The following is an 18,178-nucleotide window of genomic DNA, read 5'->3' on the forward strand; positions in this document are numbered from 1 at the left end:
TCAGACTTACGAAGTTTTTGAAACTTCGTAAGTCTTCCCCTCCCACGCAGCAAATGTCCTACTTAACCGGCAACTTAAAATAAAATGTTGCCCCTTTGCCATATTCACTGTTCACCCCTACCGCTCCGCCATGGCTTTCAACAATCTCACGCGAGAGGTATAAGCCTAAGCCATACCCTTTTGCACCGCCAGTTTTTTCATGATGAATACGCGAATAGCGGCAAAACAGCAACTTTTGATCGGCTTCTTTTATTCCACGGCCCTTATCCTGTACGGTTACGATAGCCTCACCGCTAACCATTTGACAGCCCAGGGTAATTACACTCTTTACCGGCGAAAACTTAACCGCGTTGTTCGCATAATTTACGAGCACCTGTACCAGTTTATCATAATCGGCAGTAACCCAAATTTCCTTTGCTTCTTTTACCTTGAATTTCCGGTCGGGATAAAGCACCATCATATCAGTTGTTACATCCTCAAGCAGTTCGCTCAAATCAAAATGGCTTTTTTGTAAACTAAGCTTCGCATCCTGCACCTGCGACAATGTTAAAAAGTTATTGATCAGTTGGGTCATGCTCACGGTTTGCTGATCTGCCTTGAGCATTTTATCTTCCAACGATTTGTTGTTTTCCATCCGCGCAACGCGGGCGGTATTTTGAATGTATAATTTAATAGTACTTAGCGGTGTACGAAGCTCATGGTTTAGGAATGCCATCAGATCATTTTTACGGAGTTCCTCCTGCTTGGCAGCGGTAATATCCGTCAGGGTGCCCATCATTTTCATAGCCAGGCCATCACTACAATAAAGCTTTCCTGTTATTTTGAGCCAACGGCCGTAGCAACCATTGGCAGTGTTGATGTGCAATTCGGCTTCAAATTCCTGCTGCATGCGGCAGGCTGTTTTAGCAGTATCTAAAACATGCTTCTGGTTCCACTGCACCAGTTTTTGCATCAACACACCTAAACCAAAAGTGCTGCTGCCTTTCATGCCTAAAAAGCTACTTGCAACCGGGCATAAATGAAACTTTTTACTGTATATCCCATAAGTCCACATCCCTATTCCGGCGGTGGCCAATACGTTGGTGATGGCCATTTCGCGGGTGTGCACCCTTTCTGATATATCAACCAAAAAAGCATATTGGTTTAATATCTGCCCCGGGAAAACCGGTTCAATAAAATTATCAGGATTACCAAATGCAGCTATCTGCGGATTAGCACTAATTAATTGTTGTGGGGTTGCGGTTAATGTTGCCATGAGCTTAGGGTAACAATTTTTGTTATCATAAAACTAAGGCTACTTTAAAGGCTTTGGCTTCGGGATTCGTTGAACAGGCAAAAACTGTCGGTGAAGGGTTGTCTTAAAACAAGTAGAGACGCATTACATGCGTCTCCCGGTTTACACTGGTCGAAGTTTAGCGATAGCGTAACTTCGTCCCAAAACAAGGCAAGCTTTCAGCTTGCCTTGATACAATTGCTTTGCCTTTATCTCCTAATCATTAAACGCGGAAGCAGGATGCTTCCACTATTTTAGGACGAAGTTACGCTATCGCTAAACTTCGACCAGTATTAAAGTCTCTACATTAAATAAATAGGGTTTAAACCAGCGTACTATAAAAACGCTTGGCATCATCAATAGCATTAAGGCATACCGCGGTAATATCATTAATGAGCCTTAAAGTTTCGGTATCAGCTATGGTCGCCTGCTCAAGCTCGTCTAAATCAGCTTCTAAAGCTGGAAGCAAGCCCATAATGGCTACCGTGGTTTTCATATTATGCGCAGTGGCTTTCAAACCTTCAAAATCTTCCGCACTGAACATATTTTTGAGCGTGCTTACATCAGCTAAGGTAAGTTCAATAAATTGCGACGTTACCAGTTTTTCATAGTCGATATTCCCTTTACTGATATCTTTCATATAATTGAGATCAATAAATGGATAATCGTATTCATTTATTGCCGTAGCCTGCTCCTGCCGCGATGCGCCGGGCACAAACTTTAAGATGAGCTTAAACAGATCATCATCATTTACAGGCTTGGCAATGTATTCGTTCATACCGTGGCTCAGGCATTTTTCACGTTCACCGGCCATAGCGTGGGCTGTCATCGCAATAATCGGTACATCCAGTTTCAGCTCATTGCGAATGTGATAAGTTGCAGTATAACCATCCATCTTTGGCATCTGGATATCCATGAGTACCACATTATAAGTTTCTGATTGCAGTTTGCTAATCGCTTCCTCGCCGTTTGATACCACATCAAACGCAGCATCCCACTGGGTAAGCATATGCTTCATCAAACTTTGGTTCATAATATTATCATCAACCACCAAAATATTTAAGTCGTGGTTTACTTTTACTTCCGAACCTAACGCTTCTTCATCAATGTGCGCGGTAACCTGGTCGTCGGCAATAATGTACGGGATATAAAAATTAAACTCGGTGCCTTTTCCGGGCTCACTTGAAACTTCTATTTCGCCAAGTTGCAAAACCACAAGGTCTTTAACAATTGAGAGACCAAGGCCTGTGCCCCCATAACTGCGTGTAATTGAATCTTCGGCCTGGTTAAAGCGCTCAAATATGGAGGCCAGTTTATCCTTATGAATACCTATGCCATCATCAGCCACACGGATACCCAGCTTTATGGTTTTACCCGCTGTTTGTTTACTATAAACCTCAACTCTGATACAACCATGCTCGCTAAATTTCAGGGCATTACCAATCAGGTTTACAAGAATTTGTGTTAAACGTGTAGCATCGCCAACAAGGGTATCAGGCACATCTGAAGCAATTTTGCTGCTAAAAGTGAGACCTTTTTCCCTGATGCGTTCGTTAAACAAAGTTTCGATAGAGTCTATCAAACCGCGCACACTGAATGGCGATTGCACTATCCGCATCATCCCTGCCTCAATCTTCGACAGATCGAGAATATCATTAATAATAGCCAGCAGGTTCTCACCAGCCTTTTGGATCGAACCTACAAACTCACCTGCGTCCGGATCAATTTTACGACGTTTTAGCAGATTGGTAAAACCCAGTATAGAATTAAGCGGCGTGCGGATCTCGTGGCTCATATTGGCCAGAAAGTTCTCTTTGATCAGCAATGCCTCCCGCGCGGTTTTTTCCGATTCGTTAAGCCGGTTGATCAGCCTGTTTTGCTGCCTGAACTGGTTAACTATAAACCAGCATAAGGTACCACCGCTTACAAACATGAATATCATCAGCATATTGCCGTACATCCTGGCCCGGGCACTGTTATCAATAACGTCCACACTTAGCTCATCCATCATTTTTTGACGATTGTCGTAGATCTTATGCGTTACTTCAGTGATTTCATTGGAGATACGGCGTGCGCCCGGATTAGCTATAAAACTGGTATCGTTCATATTACCGGTTTTATAGTAGTGTTTCAGCAAGTCGTTTTTAATCCTGACTTTTTCATCAGCTAAAATATTCAACCTATCAAGGTACTGCTTAACCGTAGGATTATGGTTTCCTCCACGAAGCGAGTCCAGGTAATCTTTAACCGCTTTGATCTTGGCGTCAACCCCCTCAAGGTGCGATATATCATCGGTAGCTATGGCAGCCCTAATCCGGGCTTCAACGCCCAGCAAATCGCGGTCAACTTCACGCAGGTGGTTACTGGTATGCAGCTCGCGCAACAGGCTCTCGTTACCCTTACGCATCGACTGCATATTCTGCGAAAAATTATATTGAATAACCAGCAACAAAATTGTACCTGCAACAAATGATGCCAGTATAAGGTAAGCAAACTTTTTATTAGCCATTACTGATGACGCTGAACGCATTGGTGATAAGTAAATATGCAGGTGTTAAATTTATTTTAATTCCAAAAATCGTTCAACAAGGCAAAACTGTCGTTAAACCGCCCGGCTTTATCGATGGCTAAAAAACGTTCATCCGGCTATTCAATGTCTTGCGGTAGGCATCGGCTACGGGCAAAAATTTGCCGGCAATTACCAAACCGCCATCCTGCAGGGTATCAATTTTATCCAGGGCAATAATGTATGAGCGGTGCACCCTGATAAACCTCGATGATGGCAGCTTTTCTTCGGCCGATTTCAATGTGCCGTGTATGGCGTATTCTTTTTTGGGGGTATAAAACTTTACGTAGTCGCCCATTGCCTCGGCATACAAAATATCGTCGAGCATAAGTTTACGGGTGATATTTGAATCGCGTACGAAAATAAATTCGTCGTTTTTCACCTGCACTTCTTCCTTTCGGCCATCCAATATTTCGCGGGCTTTATTTACAGCCTGTAAAAACCGACCGGGAGTAACCGGCTTAACCAGGTAATCGGCTACGTTAAGTTCAAACGCTTCAACAGCGTATTCTTTTTTTGAAGTAGTAAAAATTACAACTATATCCTTGTTTTTAAGGTTTCGGGTAAGTTCCAAACCGTCCATTCCGGGCATTTCAATATCCAGGAAAAGTAAATCAACGTTTTGGTTTTGAAGATGATTATAAGCCTCCATGGCGGTACAATATTCGCAAATAATATCCAGGTCATTAACCTGGCCGGCCAGATGGCTCAATGTAGCGCGGGCAATGGGATTATCATCAACAATTAAACTGGTCATGAGCGGCTTGAATAATATTGCTAAGATAATCAATTTACTTTTTGCCCATGGCTTTCCGTTTGCATCCGGAAAGCCAATTGAGCTAAAAGCGGTTATTTAATAGGGGGGATTTTATCTAAAGTGCGACCTTAGCATCCAGGCCATGCCTTCGTGCGTTTCCATTAAACCGGTAATAAAATCGCTGGTGCCGGCGTCATTGTACTTGCTAACAAAGGGATCGATATTACCGCGGATAAACTCGATAATGCTTTCATGATCCTCAAGCAGCTCTTTCAAAAAGCCCAGACTATCGTTTTTATGATCAAGCTTTTCGGTTAAATGGGTAAGTTGTAATAACTGGGTTAAAGTAGCAGGTGCATAATGACCAATTTTACGGATACGCTCGGCAACGCTGTCCATGATCTCGTCAAGCTCATTGTACTGTTGTTCAAAAAACACGTGCATTGAGTGAAAATCAGGACCTTCAATGTTCCAATGCGCGTTACGGGTTTTGGTGTACAATAAAAATTCGTCAGCCAATAATTTTGCTAACTGGTCTGAAACGGCCTGGCGGTCTGCTTCGTTAATTCCGATGTTTGCTTTCATGATATTGTGTTTTGTAGGGTTGATACGTTTTCTGTTTTATAACTTACTCATATTTTGATGGATGAGTATAGTTACTAAACAGTCTTTTCACGGGACAATATAGGGTAAATGCTGTTACCTCAAGGTAAAATATTACCGGTGCTATGATAATCATGGCATGAGTATGATAATTCCAGTCAATTGCTGACAGTGCGGGCATTGTAAACACTAATGCCCCGCGTATCACCGCCTCCGTAGTGCTCAGGTTTTCCGGAGCATCATCAGGGAAAAATCGCTTCAGAAAATTATCCAGAACAGGTTTCGGCTGCTTTAGCTCCTGCTGTACGGGGGCTTTCTTTAGTTCGATATCTACTTTATTTCTCTTGCTTTTTGCAAGATCTCTTGGATCGGGCGGTAACTGCAATGTTTTCATGGCATAGCTTTTAAAGTATGACATAAAATTAGCAGCCGGCCATTTAGTACATGCGCTAAATTCGTTGAGCGGGCAAAAACAATCGTTAAAAGCCGTATTTAAACAAATCGTGTTTAAACCGCTATCAGGTCAGGAGCATTTCTATATGGTCGATACCGTCCTCGTCATAAATCTCGCCCTCCATTTTGAAGCCTAATTGCTTGTAAAACTTAACGGCATAGTATTGGGCACCTATCCGGATAGGCACATCGCCATAAAGGTTTTTAGCTGCATCTATAGCCGCCTGTGTCAGTATTTTACCAACACCAGTGCCGCGCACTTTTTTACTGCTTACTATACGCCCTATTGATGCTTCGGTATATGATTTACCCGCCGGAACAATACGGGCGTAGGCCACCAATTCCTGCTCATCATCAAATAATAACAGGTGATGGCAGGCGTAGTCCTTATCATCAGCATCTAAAAACACACAATTTTGCTCAACCACAAATATCTCGCTCCGGAGTTTCAACAGCTGGTATAGCTCGGTAACTGTTAAATCATTGAAGGCTTTGCAAATTTGAGTATAGTTCATGGTCCTTTGTATTTATGGCAAGTGCGCAGGGTTTGTTTATGGGTACTAAAGTAAATATTTCTGATAATATGGGGAGTGATGTAGCTAAATGATCCCATTCAGAGTTCTGCATCAGGTACGAAGTAATGTCATCCTGAGTGGGAGAAAATAGAGATCTGCGAAGGTCAAATGACATATCCACCGCGTCATTGCGAGGCACGAAGCAATCGCACGGAAGCATAGTTACTCTGTATAGTATGCGATTGCCGCGCTTCGCTCGCAATGACATGTTTTATAAAAAGTCAGTACTCATACAAAAGCCCAACCTGCTTTAAACAAGTTGGGCTTTTTTGAAAGCGCTTTATCCTGTTATTTCTTATAAGTGATCTTATAAATAGTTCCTTTAACATCATCGCTTACATAAAGCGAACCATCGGGGCCTTGCGCAAGCCCGCATGGACGGTGTTCGGCTTTTCCCGGAGATGTTTCTTCGGCGGTGCCTGCGAAGCCGTCGGCAAATACTTCCCATTTACCGTCGGGTTTGCCATCCTTAAATGGCTGGAAAACCACAAAGTAACCGGCCTGCGGTTCGGGTGCTCTATTCCATGAACCATGGAAAGCGATGAAAGCCCCATTTTTATATTTTTCCGGAAATTGGTTGCCGGTATAAAACAACAAGCCATCGGGTGCAAGGTGACCGGGATATGCTGCTACCGGTTCGGCATACTTGGCGTCTGCTTCGATTTCTCCATCGCCACCATACTCAGGGCCTTTTATTTTTTTGTGTTTAACGTCATCATAATACATATAGGGCCAGCCGGCATTGTCACCCTCTTTCAAAGCATACATACATTCGGCCGGTAGCAGGGCCGATTGCTGGGTGGTATAATATTTAGGAAACAGGTCGTGCAAAGCGTCGCGACCGTGCTGCATTACAAATAGCTGGTTATCCTGCTGGTTCCAGTCGAGCCCAACTACATTACGCAAGCCTGTAGCGAAGCGTACGCCATCACGTTGTTTTTGGTTGATCTTATCTGTTTTAAAACGCCAGATACCACCTGCAGAATCAAGAATAGGGCAACCTGTTTTCTGCGGATCAAATTCCGAACAAATATTTGAATACGCACCGATATTCACATACAGGTTCCCGTCATTATCAAACGCGATAGCCTTGGGTTTATGTGCCCGTTTAGATACTAAGCCGCTCACAACAATTTCAGGGTGTTCCGGATCAACTACTTCCTGATTGGCATTTAGCTTGAAGCGATAAACGGCCTTATCCGACGAAGCATATAAATATCCATTATTGATACGGATGCCTGTACCTGAGAAATTACCAAAACTGGTTTTAACATCCGCCTTATCACCATTGTCATGCAAAACCACAATGCCTTTACCGTTTTTCAAACCCTCCAGATGTACATAAATGTCATTGTTGGGAGTTACCACCATGTGCCTTGCGCTACCTAAATTATCGGCTATTACGGCGGCGCTAAATCCATCAGGAATTTTAAGACCTGCATTAGCAGGCAGGTGCTGATCGTTTTTAGTAAGCCTGAACGAGGCAAGCCCGCCTATCGCCATTAGCGACAAGCCAAGCAACAAGGTTGTTCTTTGATTCATAAAAGCAGATTTTGGTTAGGCTAATTTAACGATTCGCCCGGTGAATAGCGCTACCCCCTCCCCTGTAATATTTCAGTTATATTTTACTGCTTGCTTAGGGTGTACACATCCCTCATACCGGTGGCGTAACTCTTAGAAATGATTATTTTATTGCCAGATGCTGCAATATCATAATCGCCATTTAGGATCAGCGACCAGTCAAACTCGGCTGTCCAGGCCGATTCATTTTTAAAATTGATCTTGTTGCCGTTTATAATAAATGAACCATAATTTAAGGCCGGATACTTGACTATACTTGATTGGCCATTCCAAGCATCTTCATTAAAACTGAGGCTTACATTTGATACAACACCTGTGCCCGAAACCTTTCTTTGAAAAGTACCGGCATAAGTTCCGTTTAATTTTAGCACTTGCGTATTATCATTCTTTTTGCATGAACTTACAGCAGCAGCAATCAATAAAATAAAGGCGAGTAATTGTTTCATAATTTTAGGTTTTCAATTAATTACGAAAGCATCTGATATAATGCTACAGAGTCAGGAAAAAAGCCCCAAACAAGAGTTTCTGAAGCCTTTTTTTCCACAAACGTTAATTCAGTTCCGGTAATAATTTATTTTCGCAGCCTGATAATTAACTATTCTAATACCCAACATGTCTGCATCTCATTCCCTGTCGCCGGTACAGGCCGATCTTGTACGAATTGTTTCAAAATATGTGCTGCTTGAAGAAAGCCGGAGAAATTTAAAAGGCCGCTGCCCTTTTCATAAAGACCAGGCCACCTCACTCATGGTATCCCCCGAAAAAAATATTTTTCAATGCTTTGGCTGCGGCAAAGGCGGTGGCCCGGTTGAATTTGTAATGGCTATTGAACACAAAACCCGTGAAGAGGCTATTCAAATGATAGCTGCAAGTCATGCGTAAAGTTTCCCGCTTTTAAGTAATAAAAATAATGTCATTGCGCAGCGTGGCAATCTCGTAGCCAGTGCATGACCGATTTGTATAGCTAAGAGATTGTCGGCTGTTCGAAGTCTATGACTTCGAATTCGATATGCCTGTAGTCTGCAACTACAGGCACAAGAATCAAAAGACTATGATACAGACAGTTACAAACCACAGACATAGATATCCGAAGTCAGGAGACTTCGGACAGCATTTATTTAGGGCTAAATAAGTATCAATACAGCTTTTTAACCGCCCTCATCCATTCACGGGCAATAAGCTCATGGCCGGCTGGCATAGGATGAACACCATCCCAGATCCAGTGTTCGGCTTTGGCTTTTTGCAGGGCTTTGTTAAAAACATCCTGCAAAGGCACAAAAATGGCGTTAAATTTTGATGCAAGTGCTTTAACCATTACCTGCCGCTTTTGCACTTCTGACGCCCATAAATCGGGATTTTTACTTACCATGCCTAACGGTAAAATGAAAGGCTCCAGCAAAATCAATTTAACATCAGGTAACGCGGCTTTTGTTTGGGTCAACAACCGGTCATAGGCAGTGCCGAAATCATCGGCTGTTGCTTTATCGCCCTGCATTATTACATGATGCACATCATTAATACCTATCAATATGCTCAATACATCGGGTTTAATATCAAGTGTATCCTTTTGCCAGCGTGCCGCGAGATCATTGACAGTATTACCGCTGATTCCCCGGTTAAAAAACTGGTAATCCCGGCCGGGGTAATCAAAATTGATCCGGGCGGTTATCAGGTAAGCATAGCCCTGCCCGTACACATGGTTCCAGTCCTTATCAAAACTACGGCCACCATCCGTTATCGAATCGCCCTGAAACAGGAACGTTTTTCCTACGCCATCATCGGGCAGATAATCATTTCCTTTTACAGATGCTATAGCAATGCCGGGTGCAGCCATTACAGCCGCGCCAGCCAACGAGGCTCTCTTTAAAAAGTTTCTCCTGCTGTTGCTCATAACGCGCTTACTAATTGGTATGATTTACCTTTTTCGGTGTTTATAACCAACTCATACCCTTCTTTTACTTTAACAGGGGCAGCATTTGAACCTTTGACAGTAAGTTTTGATTTGGAAATGATACGACATGTACCTCCTGCTTTTGAAAACACATCAGCAGATATGACCTTTCCCGCTGTCCATTTCATACCTACTACAAACGCGCCTCTTGCTACAAGGCCTTTGATTTCACCATTGGCCCAGGCATCGGGTAATGCAGGTAATAGGTGGATGTTACCATCCTGGCTTTGAAGCAGCATTTCGGCCAGGCCAGAAGTGCCACCAAAGTTTCCGTCAATCTGAAACGGAGGGTGTGCGTCGAACATATTTGGATAAAGTCCCCCACCCTCGCTATAGTTATAGCCGCTTTCGCCGGTTAAGCGTAGCAGATCGCGGTATAATTTGTAGGCGTGGTTGCCATCCCTCAGGCGTGCCCAAAGGTTTACCTTCCAGGCCAGGCTCCAGCCGGTGCTTTCATCGCCGCGTAATTCTAACGTACGTTTCGCGGCGGCTGCCAATTCAGGATTGGTTGCTATTGAAATTTCATTTGCCGGATATACAGAATACAGGTGCGATACATGGCGATGATGCGGATCGGGCGATTCCTGGTCTTTATACCATTCCTGTAACTGGCCTTTGCTGCCTATTTGGTACGGAATAAGTTTTGCTTTTTTGGCAATAAGTGAATCGCGGAAAGCGGCATCAACATTTAGCACCTTTGTTGCCGCTATCAGGTTATCAAACAAATCGCGGATGATGCCCATATCCATAGTGGTAGACACAGAAACGTCCGACTTTTTACCCTCTGCATATATAAACTCATTTTCGGGCGACATGGACGGCGCAGTTACTAAATGCCCTTTACCGTCCGGTACCAGCCAATCAAATGTAAATTCGGCAGCGCCTTTCATTAAAGGGTATGCGGTATTTTTAAGAAACTCCTTGTCGCCGGTGTATAAATAGTGCTCCCATAAGTGGCGAGTAAGCCAGTCGCCGCCCATCGGCCAGTTAGCCCATGCCGGGTCGCCGTGACCAAGGTCGCCCACCGGATTGGCCAACGCCCAGATATCGGTATTGTGATGTGTTACCCAACCTTTGGCATGGTAAAAATCCTTAGCTACTTCTGTACCTGTTTCGGACAAACCTTTGATCAACTCAAATAGTGGCTGATGCATTTCAGACAGGTTACAATCCTCGGCCATCCAATAGTTCATCTGCACATTGATGTTGCTGGTATAATTAGAGCTCCATGGCGCACGTAATTCTTTGTTCCAGATGCCTTGAAGATTGGCAGGCACGGCCGGTGTTCTTGAACTGCTTATCAACAGGTAACGGCCGTACTGAAAATACAAGGCTTCAATACCGGGATCGGCAGCCTGATTTTTATTATAAAGTGCAAGCCTTTCATCTGTAGGCAATTCGGCATGGCTGCCTTTATTATCATTAAGTTTAAGGTTTACACGGTTAAAAAAGTGATGATAGTCGGCAAGGTGGGCTGCAAGCAATTGCGCGTAAGGCTTAGCAGCGACTTTGTCGAGATTTTTCTCAGCAACTTTTTCGTCGCCATCCGGGCATTGGTTGTAGGCCTTAAAACTTGTAGCCGCGGTGACATAAAGTGTTACTGTTGATGCCCCTTTTACCGTGATACCACTTGTATCGGCAGTTATTTTACCGTCATTACTTACAGCCTTTGCCAGTACTTCATAGCGCATGCCCCTGCACTTATCATCATCGACATAAACTATCGGATTTTGCGAGTCGACATAGCTTGGCTCCACATGGGCCGGGGCCTTGCCACTCAGTTCCAACACCGTTTTATTCAGCACATCTTTTTGAAAACGAAGCTGGCTGCTGGTATTTATGTTGAGGTTAATCTGTTTGGGTTTATCGGCAGTGATCCGGATCACAATCACCTTATCAGGCGCCGAAGCAAAGATCTCACGTTTATAGTTTACGCCATTAACCGCGTATTTTGTTGTTGCCACGGCATTGCCGATATTCAGGTCGCGATAATAATTGCCGGCTTTGCCGCCGTTATACGATTGTTTGATATGCAGATCTGCCATGGGCAGGAAACTTTCTGAATATATCCCCTGCATTTTTTTGGTAAGGTCGCGTGCGGTTTGGTAATCACCCTTAAACAGCGCTTCCCTTACCTGTGCCAGGTATTGAAAAGCTTCGGGATTTACATTTTGCTTTACCGGGCCGCCCGACCATAAGGTAGCTTCATTGAGCTGCAGCAATTCGTCATTAACGCCACCAAAAATCATCGCCCCTAAACGACCGTTACCAATGGGCAAGGCCTCCGTCCATGTTTTGGCGGGTTGTTTGTACCATAACGTATTATTTTGCGCGTTTGCGTTAAGCGTAATTAATTGCGTACATAGCGGTAAAACTACAGACAGGAGTGTTGCTATCAGACCTTGGTTCATAAAGTAGGATACAATTGTTTTTACAAGTATAACAATGCGGCGGTTATAAAAAATAATGCTTATTGGCATTTTTATATCCAAAACGGTTAATTGTAAATGAAAAACCCGCCTTGCGGGCGGGTCTTCATTAGTAAGTAGTAGGTCAGTTATAGTGTATTATCTTCTTTCGTTATAAACCTGGAATTCGGCTATCGATACCTGGTGATCGGCCTTATCGACAGAGATCCGAACCTTACCGGCCCATACCCTGTCAAAACGGTGTACCTTGATCTTGCTGGCATTTTCACCATCAAACAACGGTTTCCAGCTTCCGTTCAGGTAATACTCCAGACGGTAATGTGAAATGTTAGGTTTTTCTTCAGCTATTACGATGGTGTTCAGCGCCTGGTCTTTCTTAAAGTCGATCTCGTACCATGGATTTTTAACCGTTGGGTTTGATACCCATGAACTATGAAAATCATCATCGTTGGCAAAATCCATTATGGCCGAATCATCACTCCAGCTTGAGCTTGCAGGCTGATTTTTAGCAATGTTTGATGAAATGATAGGCGCATCCAATGTAGAGAGTTTTGCAACCGGGCCTTCGTTTTTCCAAAGCTTACCAATCTCTTTAAGCGCGGTAAGGGCGTTATCATCAAACAGGCCATCGCGGTTTGGTGCTACGTTCAGAATAAAATTACAGTCAACATTGTTTAATGGTTTCAGGATATCATTAACCAGTTTAGCAGGCTCCTTAACCGGGGTTACAGGGTGGCTTGTTTCCCAAAACCAGTTGGCCTGCAACGGCAAACAGGCAATGGCTGGCATACGGTTATCTTTGGTTGATACGCGCTGACCTGCACCCATTTCATAGGTTTTGATATCGGTATAGTACATGCCCTCGGCCGGGTATTTGGCACCGTTTAGATCCATCACCAAACAGTTAGGCTGCAAGGATTTTACTAAGGTGTAGATCTCTTCAAACGGAACATCATCATACGAAATCCTTGACCACGGGGCATCCCAGCCGTCGATGATCAATGCCGAGATCTCGCCGTACTTGGTCATCAGCTCGGTGATCTGCGCTTTAACCATATCAATATGCTTTGGCGTGATCATGTTTGGCCTTAACCTGTGGTGGGTATCCAGTATAGAATAATACAGGAACACTTTCAGACCGTTAGCCCTGAACGCGTCGGTGTATTCTTTAACCACATCCTTTTTCAGCGGACTGTTCATCACGTTATAATCGGTTGTTTTGGTATCCCAGATACAAAAACCGCTGTGGTGCTTGGTGGTAATGCAACCGTAAGTCATGTTTGCAGATTTGGCCGCTTTTGCCCACTGGTCACAGTTCAGTTTTTTTGGATTGAAGATGGTTGGCAAAGCATCAGGATCTGCCCAGTCCTGATCCATATAGGTTGGAATGTTAAAGTGGATGAACATACCAAAACGCAGGTCGACAAATTCCTGCTGAAGCTGGGCAAGCGGTTTTACAGGATGCTGGGGTGTTTGTGCTTTTAGTGAGAGTGAAACTGCACAAAGTGCTATAAAGCATATTGCTCTTAATTTAAACATGATTGGGTTGTTGGTTAAATTGATAAAACGTTTTAACAACCGCAATATCACACTTAAATTTAATGTTTAGATTATCGGAAATTGACATTACATTCAGCTTATTTGGCGTCGATACCCATATGTCATTTTTAGCCGCCGCTCGGCTCCAGCCGAGTGGCAACTATTTTGCGGCCTCTGGCCGCAGCGTTTAAACTTGCACTCGTTTGCAATAAGCGCAAGAAGTGCGAAAATTAAAATATGTCATTGCGAGGAGCAAAACGGGTATGAGCATCGGCGCGACGCGGCAATCGCATACTGTACAGAGCGGCTATGCTTCCGTGCGATTGCCGCGCTGCGCTCGCAATGACATATTTTTTCCCTTAATACAAATCCGGGTAATCGGTAATTACGCCATCTACGCCCAAAGTTTTAAGCTGTTCAATTTCTTCTTTGGTGTTCACCGTCCATGGCAATACTTTTACTTTAGCATCGTGGCATTTCTTTACCAGATCGGCATTAACCAGTTTATAGGCCGGGCTTAGGATGAAAGGTGTAAAACCCAGATCGGCCATATTATCTTCAAACGATTTCTTGTTTTCGATAAGATAGGATGTGCGTACATCCGGATATTGTTTGTGGATGATCTGCAGTGTGCGTTTATCAAACGACTGGATCACCACATAAGGCAGGATCTTCTTTTTGATCAGTACCGCCATCAGCTTATCTACAAACTCTTGCGGACCAGGATTATAAATACCATCACCAGCAGGTGAGCATTTGGTTTCTATGTTATAAAAAACCGGCTTTTTATGATTTACCTTAATATAGTTCTGTACCGAATCGATCAATTCGGACAATAGCGGCATATAGGTTTTGAGCTTTTTCTGGCGGGGAAATTTGCTGTAGAATTTAGAACCGACATCATATTTCTTTAGGTCCTCATACTTCATTTTATACAGGATCAGGTTTTTCCCTTCCTCGTTGCTGATCTCCTTACCATCAGGCGTAAGCGAAAACAGTGGGTTGATGTATTCATCGTGCGATAATACCACCTGTCCATCGGCTGTGATGTGGGCATCCATCTCCAGCGTGGTAACGCCAAGATCAATGCCGTTCTTCATGGCCGGAATGGTATTTTCAGGCATCAATCCCCTGCCGCCGCGATGTGCTTCGGCACTGAACGAAGGATAATCGGCATTTTTAAATTCCATGTTTTTAACAACCGTAAAGCCTGATAACAAGATAAGGCTTATTCCAGCAACAATGTTTAATTTATTTTGCATCTAATTCGCTTGTATATTTATTTCCGAAACGATCTGTAGCCTCTACCCTAACCTTTTTAACCGAGGGATCAAAGTGCGCCACAAACAGGTGCCCGGTTTCATGCGGCTCCACAAAATGACGACCTGCCGGTAACTGATCGCCCTTGTACAAACTTACCGATAAAGGATCATATCCCTGCTCTTTTGATAAGGCCCCCATCGGTTTGTCATCTAAATAATACACTACCTTCCATTGTGGGTCATAGTTCCAAACATTAGCGATAAGGCGCATCTGATCGGTTAGTTTTTCGGCATAAACGCTTATCTGGTTTTCGGCAGGCAAACCGGTAGATTTATAGTACCATTTCAATTCGATACCATTAACAGAGTACACGCCGTAGCCGCGCGGCGTACCATCAACACAGATGGGGCCTGCCCACCAGCCGCCGCATACTGTACCGTGATTGTGTTCAAAAACACCATTGGTGATATTATTATCATGGTAATGGGTATGACCCGACATGATGTGCACGTTACTGAAACCATTAAGCACCTTATAAAAATCCTGATTGTTTTTTACCTGGTTATAAACCGGGATATGCAGGTTGATGATCAGCAATTGGTCTTTATTAACATGTTGCAGGTCTTTTGCCAGCCAGCTTAACTGATCTTCGGTAATATATCCATCATACTCCCGTTCAACACCGAGGTAACGCACGTTATCCAATACCACATAATGGGCCTTTCCCCTGTTAAAGGAGTAATAGGTTGGGCCGTAGATCTGCTTGAAAGTAACGTCCGATGTTTCATCGCCGCCCTGGCGGTAATCCATATCATGATTGCCAATGGCCTGGAAAAATGGGATTCCCATTTGAGCAACAGCCTCGTTGTAGTCCGGAAAAAGTTCGTGGTTATCCCAAACGATATCGCCTACGCAAATACCATGCACCAGCGCGCTTTTACCTAATGATTTGATGGTGGCAATTGTATCGGGGACAGAAGTATCCATCATTTGCTTAACATCCTTTTTATTTTTAACCTGCGGATCGGCCCAGATGATGAAATGATGATTATTATCATCAACTTTTAGCGGCTCCAGTTTAAAATCAAAATGCGAACTGGTTCCGATTTTTTCGTAATGTTTGGCAATATTATAATCGGTTTTAAACTCGTAACCCGATGGGGTGCTCATGAAAATGCTTTTGGCTTTTTCATTCGGTGTAAGTTCGTAATTGCCCTTATCATCGGTAAGCACTACCGAAAAACCGTCGGATATCACTACTCCTTTAATTCCTTTTTTTCCGGCTGTAACCCGGCCTTTTACCGTATCGCCTGTTAATATTTGAGTAAGCGCGTTGGCACGCAGCGAGATGAATGCGCCACCGGTTATAAGGCCTACGCCCTGTAAAAATGATCTTCTGTTCATAGGGTTATGTTTTCAAAGTTCAAACGGGTGTTGAGCTTTGGTAAATGTGGATGAAAAAAAGGCTCGATAATAAATTGCAGGTAGTCACAAGCTTTCAATTCCCTCCCTCGGGAGGGGCGCGACGGAAACGTGTGATGGCAGGGAGGGGTTATCCGCCTTACTGATCAAATGATCTTGCGGATGCCCCCCTCCCTACACCCTCCCAGGGGAGGGAATCGCACATTCCCTGGCTTTTATACCTATAAATTCATCACTGGCCCTTTATTGTGTTTAATTTTGAATTGTTGTTACACCTGTAGCTGTTTCAATAGCAGTAATCGGCGATGTCAATGTCAGCGGAACGCTGGTCACCGTCCTACCGGTTGTCCACCTGCCGGTAAGCGCATCGTACACACCGCCCAACTGGCTAAATAAACCATCTGTTGGTAACGGTAGCTTTGATGTATTTGAGCCGCCACCATAAAAACCCTGCTCGGTACGTGTTACCGGGTTAATGGTGCTGTAATAATCGGTATTGGTGATACGGTAACCAATTTCCGGCGGACCAGCCGAGTAAACAGTACCGCTACCGCCATACATGATCACATCAAGCGGAACACTTGAAGCATTAACGGTTATACCGGCAAACACGGCCACACCCGCAACGTTACCACTGTTGGCCAGCAGGTTTGTAGTTACGTTACCAAAATCGGCACCCGGCACTTCGGCATACATAGTGCTATTAATCCAGTTTGATGAGCTGATATCTGTTGAGCCTTTGCCCCAGATATTTTTGTTACCGCCAACATAAAAGAACTGGCCTTTTTTAACTGTTCCCGATGTAAGGTTAAACTTGTAGGTTTTTGCCAGGCCTTGTGCCCAGCCATTTACCGGCGCAGGGTTTGTACCCGCGTTATTACAGGTTACTACGGCATAGTTGGTTACCGAAAAATCGATATCCTTAGTGGCCTTGAACTGGATGTATTCATAATCAGCGTCGCTGCCCGAAGGGTTGGTCAGATAACCGGTTATGACAATTGGCGATGGCTTGGTTGCTGCAAGCGTAAACACATCATCGATAGTGCGTGGCCAAAGCTGCATTTTGGTATCGGTACCTGCTGTTACTGCAAAAGGGATCCCGCTAAAATTAGCGCTAAATGGCAATTCAGTTGTCGCAAAACTGGCGTTAGCCTCGGTGTGCATGGTAATTTTGCCAAAACCATCATTAATAGTTTTATCACCTGTGTAGGTTTCTCCCTGTTGCGGCTCCGGGTCGGTTACCGCCTTGGCTATGGTAACCAGTGTTTCTTCATAAACATCGGGCGAAGCAAGCAATGTAGCTGACGGTACCGACTGTACTTTGATAGTCTTGTTGTCGGCAACTTTGTTTACCGACGCCTCAGTAAGCCCTTTAACGCGCATGCTGCCATTCACTTTGGTAAGTGTAGCGCCATTAACCTGCACTACCACCGAATCGCCTGGAACGTAATTAGCTGCGGAATTACCTATTTCCAAAGCGATACCCCTAATCGCATTACGACGATTGTTTTGTACCACCAATACACCGGCCGGGCAGTTACCAGCAGCAGTGTTTGAGATCACCACCCCTACTATTTCCTTAGCACCGCCCATGTTGTTGCTGTTAAGCACAACATCCGAACCTTTGTAAATACCGCGAAGGTCAACAACAGCTATGATGGGGCTCAACGTCCCTTCGGCATAGTTATTCTTTTTACATGAATTCATACTGACAGCGGCTGTTGCCAGCACCAGTAATAAATATATCTTTTTCATTTTATTGATAT

The 18,178-nt window shown here is 44.0% G+C and carries 15 protein-coding genes; 1 reads left to right on the forward strand and 14 read right to left on the reverse strand.

Annotated features, from left to right (window positions below):
• Nucleotides 1-58: 58 nt before the first annotated feature.
• From DEO27_RS15230 to DEO27_RS15265, 8 genes are all read right to left on the reverse strand, one after another.
• The gene (locus tag DEO27_RS15230; protein ID WP_112573860.1) at nucleotides 59-1,255 is read right to left on the reverse strand and encodes a sensor histidine kinase; all 1,197 of its coding nucleotides are present in this window, start codon (nucleotides 1,253-1,255) and stop codon (nucleotides 59-61) included.
• 340 nt (nucleotides 1,256-1,595) lie between these two features.
• Complete coding sequence (locus tag DEO27_RS15235) at nucleotides 1,596-3,803, reverse strand: response regulator (protein ID WP_223817950.1); 2,208 nt, start codon at nucleotides 3,801-3,803, stop codon at nucleotides 1,596-1,598.
• A gap of 97 nt (nucleotides 3,804-3,900) precedes the next feature.
• Nucleotides 3,901-4,596: a LytR/AlgR family response regulator transcription factor gene (locus DEO27_RS15240; RefSeq protein WP_112573862.1), complete on the reverse strand. Its 696-nt coding sequence runs from the start codon at nucleotides 4,594-4,596 to the stop codon at nucleotides 3,901-3,903.
• 111 nt (nucleotides 4,597-4,707) lie between these two features.
• Complete coding sequence (locus DEO27_RS15245) at nucleotides 4,708-5,181, reverse strand: Dps family protein (protein WP_112573863.1); 474 nt, start codon at nucleotides 5,179-5,181, stop codon at nucleotides 4,708-4,710.
• 43 nt (nucleotides 5,182-5,224) lie between these two features.
• Complete coding sequence (locus tag DEO27_RS15250; protein ID WP_146750076.1) at nucleotides 5,225-5,593, reverse strand: DUF2892 domain-containing protein; 369 nt, start codon at nucleotides 5,591-5,593, stop codon at nucleotides 5,225-5,227.
• Between the two features lie 124 nt (nucleotides 5,594-5,717).
• Complete coding sequence (locus DEO27_RS15255) at nucleotides 5,718-6,167, reverse strand: GNAT family N-acetyltransferase (protein ID WP_112573865.1); 450 nt, start codon at nucleotides 6,165-6,167, stop codon at nucleotides 5,718-5,720.
• Between the two features lie 348 nt (nucleotides 6,168-6,515).
• The gene (locus tag DEO27_RS15260; protein WP_112573866.1) at nucleotides 6,516-7,769 is read right to left on the reverse strand and encodes a PQQ-dependent sugar dehydrogenase; all 1,254 of its coding nucleotides are present in this window, start codon (nucleotides 7,767-7,769) and stop codon (nucleotides 6,516-6,518) included.
• Nucleotides 7,770-7,852: 83 nt separating this feature from the next.
• On the reverse strand, nucleotides 7,853-8,254 hold the full coding sequence (locus DEO27_RS15265; RefSeq protein WP_112573867.1) for a hypothetical protein: 402 nt from the start codon (nucleotides 8,252-8,254) through the stop codon (nucleotides 7,853-7,855).
• A gap of 166 nt (nucleotides 8,255-8,420) precedes the next feature.
• On the opposite strand from DEO27_RS15265, the gene DEO27_RS15270 reads away from it, so the two are divergent.
• On the forward strand, nucleotides 8,421-8,690 hold the full coding sequence (locus DEO27_RS15270) for a CHC2 zinc finger domain-containing protein (RefSeq protein WP_112573868.1): 270 nt from the start codon (nucleotides 8,421-8,423) through the stop codon (nucleotides 8,688-8,690).
• Between the two features lie 253 nt (nucleotides 8,691-8,943).
• Here the strand turns inward: DEO27_RS15270 and DEO27_RS15275 are convergent, their stop codons facing one another.
• The 6 genes from DEO27_RS15275 to DEO27_RS15300 form a co-directional block, all read right to left on the reverse strand.
• Nucleotides 8,944-9,699, reverse strand: coding sequence for a GDSL-type esterase/lipase family protein (locus DEO27_RS15275; RefSeq protein WP_223817951.1), 756 nt, complete (start codon nucleotides 9,697-9,699; stop codon nucleotides 8,944-8,946).
• On the reverse strand, nucleotides 9,696-12,170 hold the full coding sequence (locus DEO27_RS15280; protein ID WP_112574006.1) for a glycosyl hydrolase family 95 catalytic domain-containing protein: 2,475 nt from the start codon (nucleotides 12,168-12,170) through the stop codon (nucleotides 9,696-9,698). The genes DEO27_RS15275 and DEO27_RS15280 overlap by 4 nt, the downstream gene beginning before the upstream one ends.
• Nucleotides 12,171-12,326: 156 nt before the next feature.
• Nucleotides 12,327-13,727, reverse strand: coding sequence for an alpha-L-fucosidase (locus DEO27_RS15285; RefSeq protein WP_112574007.1), 1,401 nt, complete (start codon nucleotides 13,725-13,727; stop codon nucleotides 12,327-12,329).
• Between the two features lie 359 nt (nucleotides 13,728-14,086).
• The gene (locus DEO27_RS15290) at nucleotides 14,087-14,917 is read right to left on the reverse strand and encodes a glycerophosphodiester phosphodiesterase (protein ID WP_223817952.1); all 831 of its coding nucleotides are present in this window, start codon (nucleotides 14,915-14,917) and stop codon (nucleotides 14,087-14,089) included.
• Between the two features lie 61 nt (nucleotides 14,918-14,978).
• Entirely contained in the window at nucleotides 14,979-16,394 is a 1,416-nt protein-coding gene (locus DEO27_RS15295) for a calcineurin-like phosphoesterase C-terminal domain-containing protein (protein ID WP_112573871.1), read from the reverse strand.
• Between the two features lie 270 nt (nucleotides 16,395-16,664).
• Nucleotides 16,665-18,167 carry a DUF5689 domain-containing protein gene (locus tag DEO27_RS15300; protein ID WP_112573872.1) on the reverse strand — a complete coding sequence of 501 codons (1,503 nt, stop codon included), beginning with the start codon at nucleotides 18,165-18,167 and terminating at the stop codon, nucleotides 16,665-16,667.
• Nucleotides 18,168-18,178 lie beyond the last annotated feature (11 nt).

The sequence above is a fragment of the Mucilaginibacter rubeus genome (genome assembly GCF_003286415.2).
Lineage (GTDB): Bacteria > Bacteroidota > Bacteroidia > Sphingobacteriales > Sphingobacteriaceae > Mucilaginibacter > Mucilaginibacter rubeus_A.

Excerpts from the sequence above, each read along its gene's own strand:
- DEO27_RS15230 (WP_112573860.1), bottom strand. The coding sequence starts at position 1,255 with ATGGCAACATTAACCGCAACCCCACAACAATTAATTAGTGCTAATCCG.
- DEO27_RS15235 (WP_223817950.1), bottom strand. The coding sequence starts at position 3,803 with ATGCGTTCAGCGTCATCAGTAATGGCTAATAAAAAGTTTGCTTACCTT.
- DEO27_RS15240 (WP_112573862.1), bottom strand. The coding sequence starts at position 4,596 with ATGACCAGTTTAATTGTTGATGATAATCCCATTGCCCGCGCTACATTG.
- DEO27_RS15245 (WP_112573863.1), bottom strand. The coding sequence starts at position 5,181 with ATGAAAGCAAACATCGGAATTAACGAAGCAGACCGCCAGGCCGTTTCA.
- DEO27_RS15250 (WP_146750076.1), bottom strand. The coding sequence starts at position 5,593 with ATGAAAACATTGCAGTTACCGCCCGATCCAAGAGATCTTGCAAAAAGC.
- DEO27_RS15255 (WP_112573865.1), bottom strand. The coding sequence starts at position 6,167 with ATGAACTATACTCAAATTTGCAAAGCCTTCAATGATTTAACAGTTACC.
- DEO27_RS15260 (WP_112573866.1), bottom strand. The coding sequence starts at position 7,769 with ATGAATCAAAGAACAACCTTGTTGCTTGGCTTGTCGCTAATGGCGATA.
- DEO27_RS15265 (WP_112573867.1), bottom strand. The coding sequence starts at position 8,254 with ATGAAACAATTACTCGCCTTTATTTTATTGATTGCTGCTGCTGTAAGT.
- DEO27_RS15270 (WP_112573868.1), top strand. The coding sequence starts at position 8,421 with ATGTCTGCATCTCATTCCCTGTCGCCGGTACAGGCCGATCTTGTACGA.
- DEO27_RS15275 (WP_223817951.1), bottom strand. The coding sequence starts at position 9,699 with ATGAGCAACAGCAGGAGAAACTTTTTAAAGAGAGCCTCGTTGGCTGGC.
- DEO27_RS15280 (WP_112574006.1), bottom strand. The coding sequence starts at position 12,170 with ATGAACCAAGGTCTGATAGCAACACTCCTGTCTGTAGTTTTACCGCTA.
- DEO27_RS15285 (WP_112574007.1), bottom strand. The coding sequence starts at position 13,727 with ATGTTTAAATTAAGAGCAATATGCTTTATAGCACTTTGTGCAGTTTCA.
- DEO27_RS15290 (WP_223817952.1), bottom strand. The coding sequence starts at position 14,917 with ATGGAATTTAAAAATGCCGATTATCCTTCGTTCAGTGCCGAAGCACAT.
- DEO27_RS15295 (WP_112573871.1), bottom strand. The coding sequence starts at position 16,394 with ATGAACAGAAGATCATTTTTACAGGGCGTAGGCCTTATAACCGGTGGC.
- DEO27_RS15300 (WP_112573872.1), bottom strand. The coding sequence starts at position 18,167 with ATGAAAAAGATATATTTATTACTGGTGCTGGCAACAGCCGCTGTCAGT.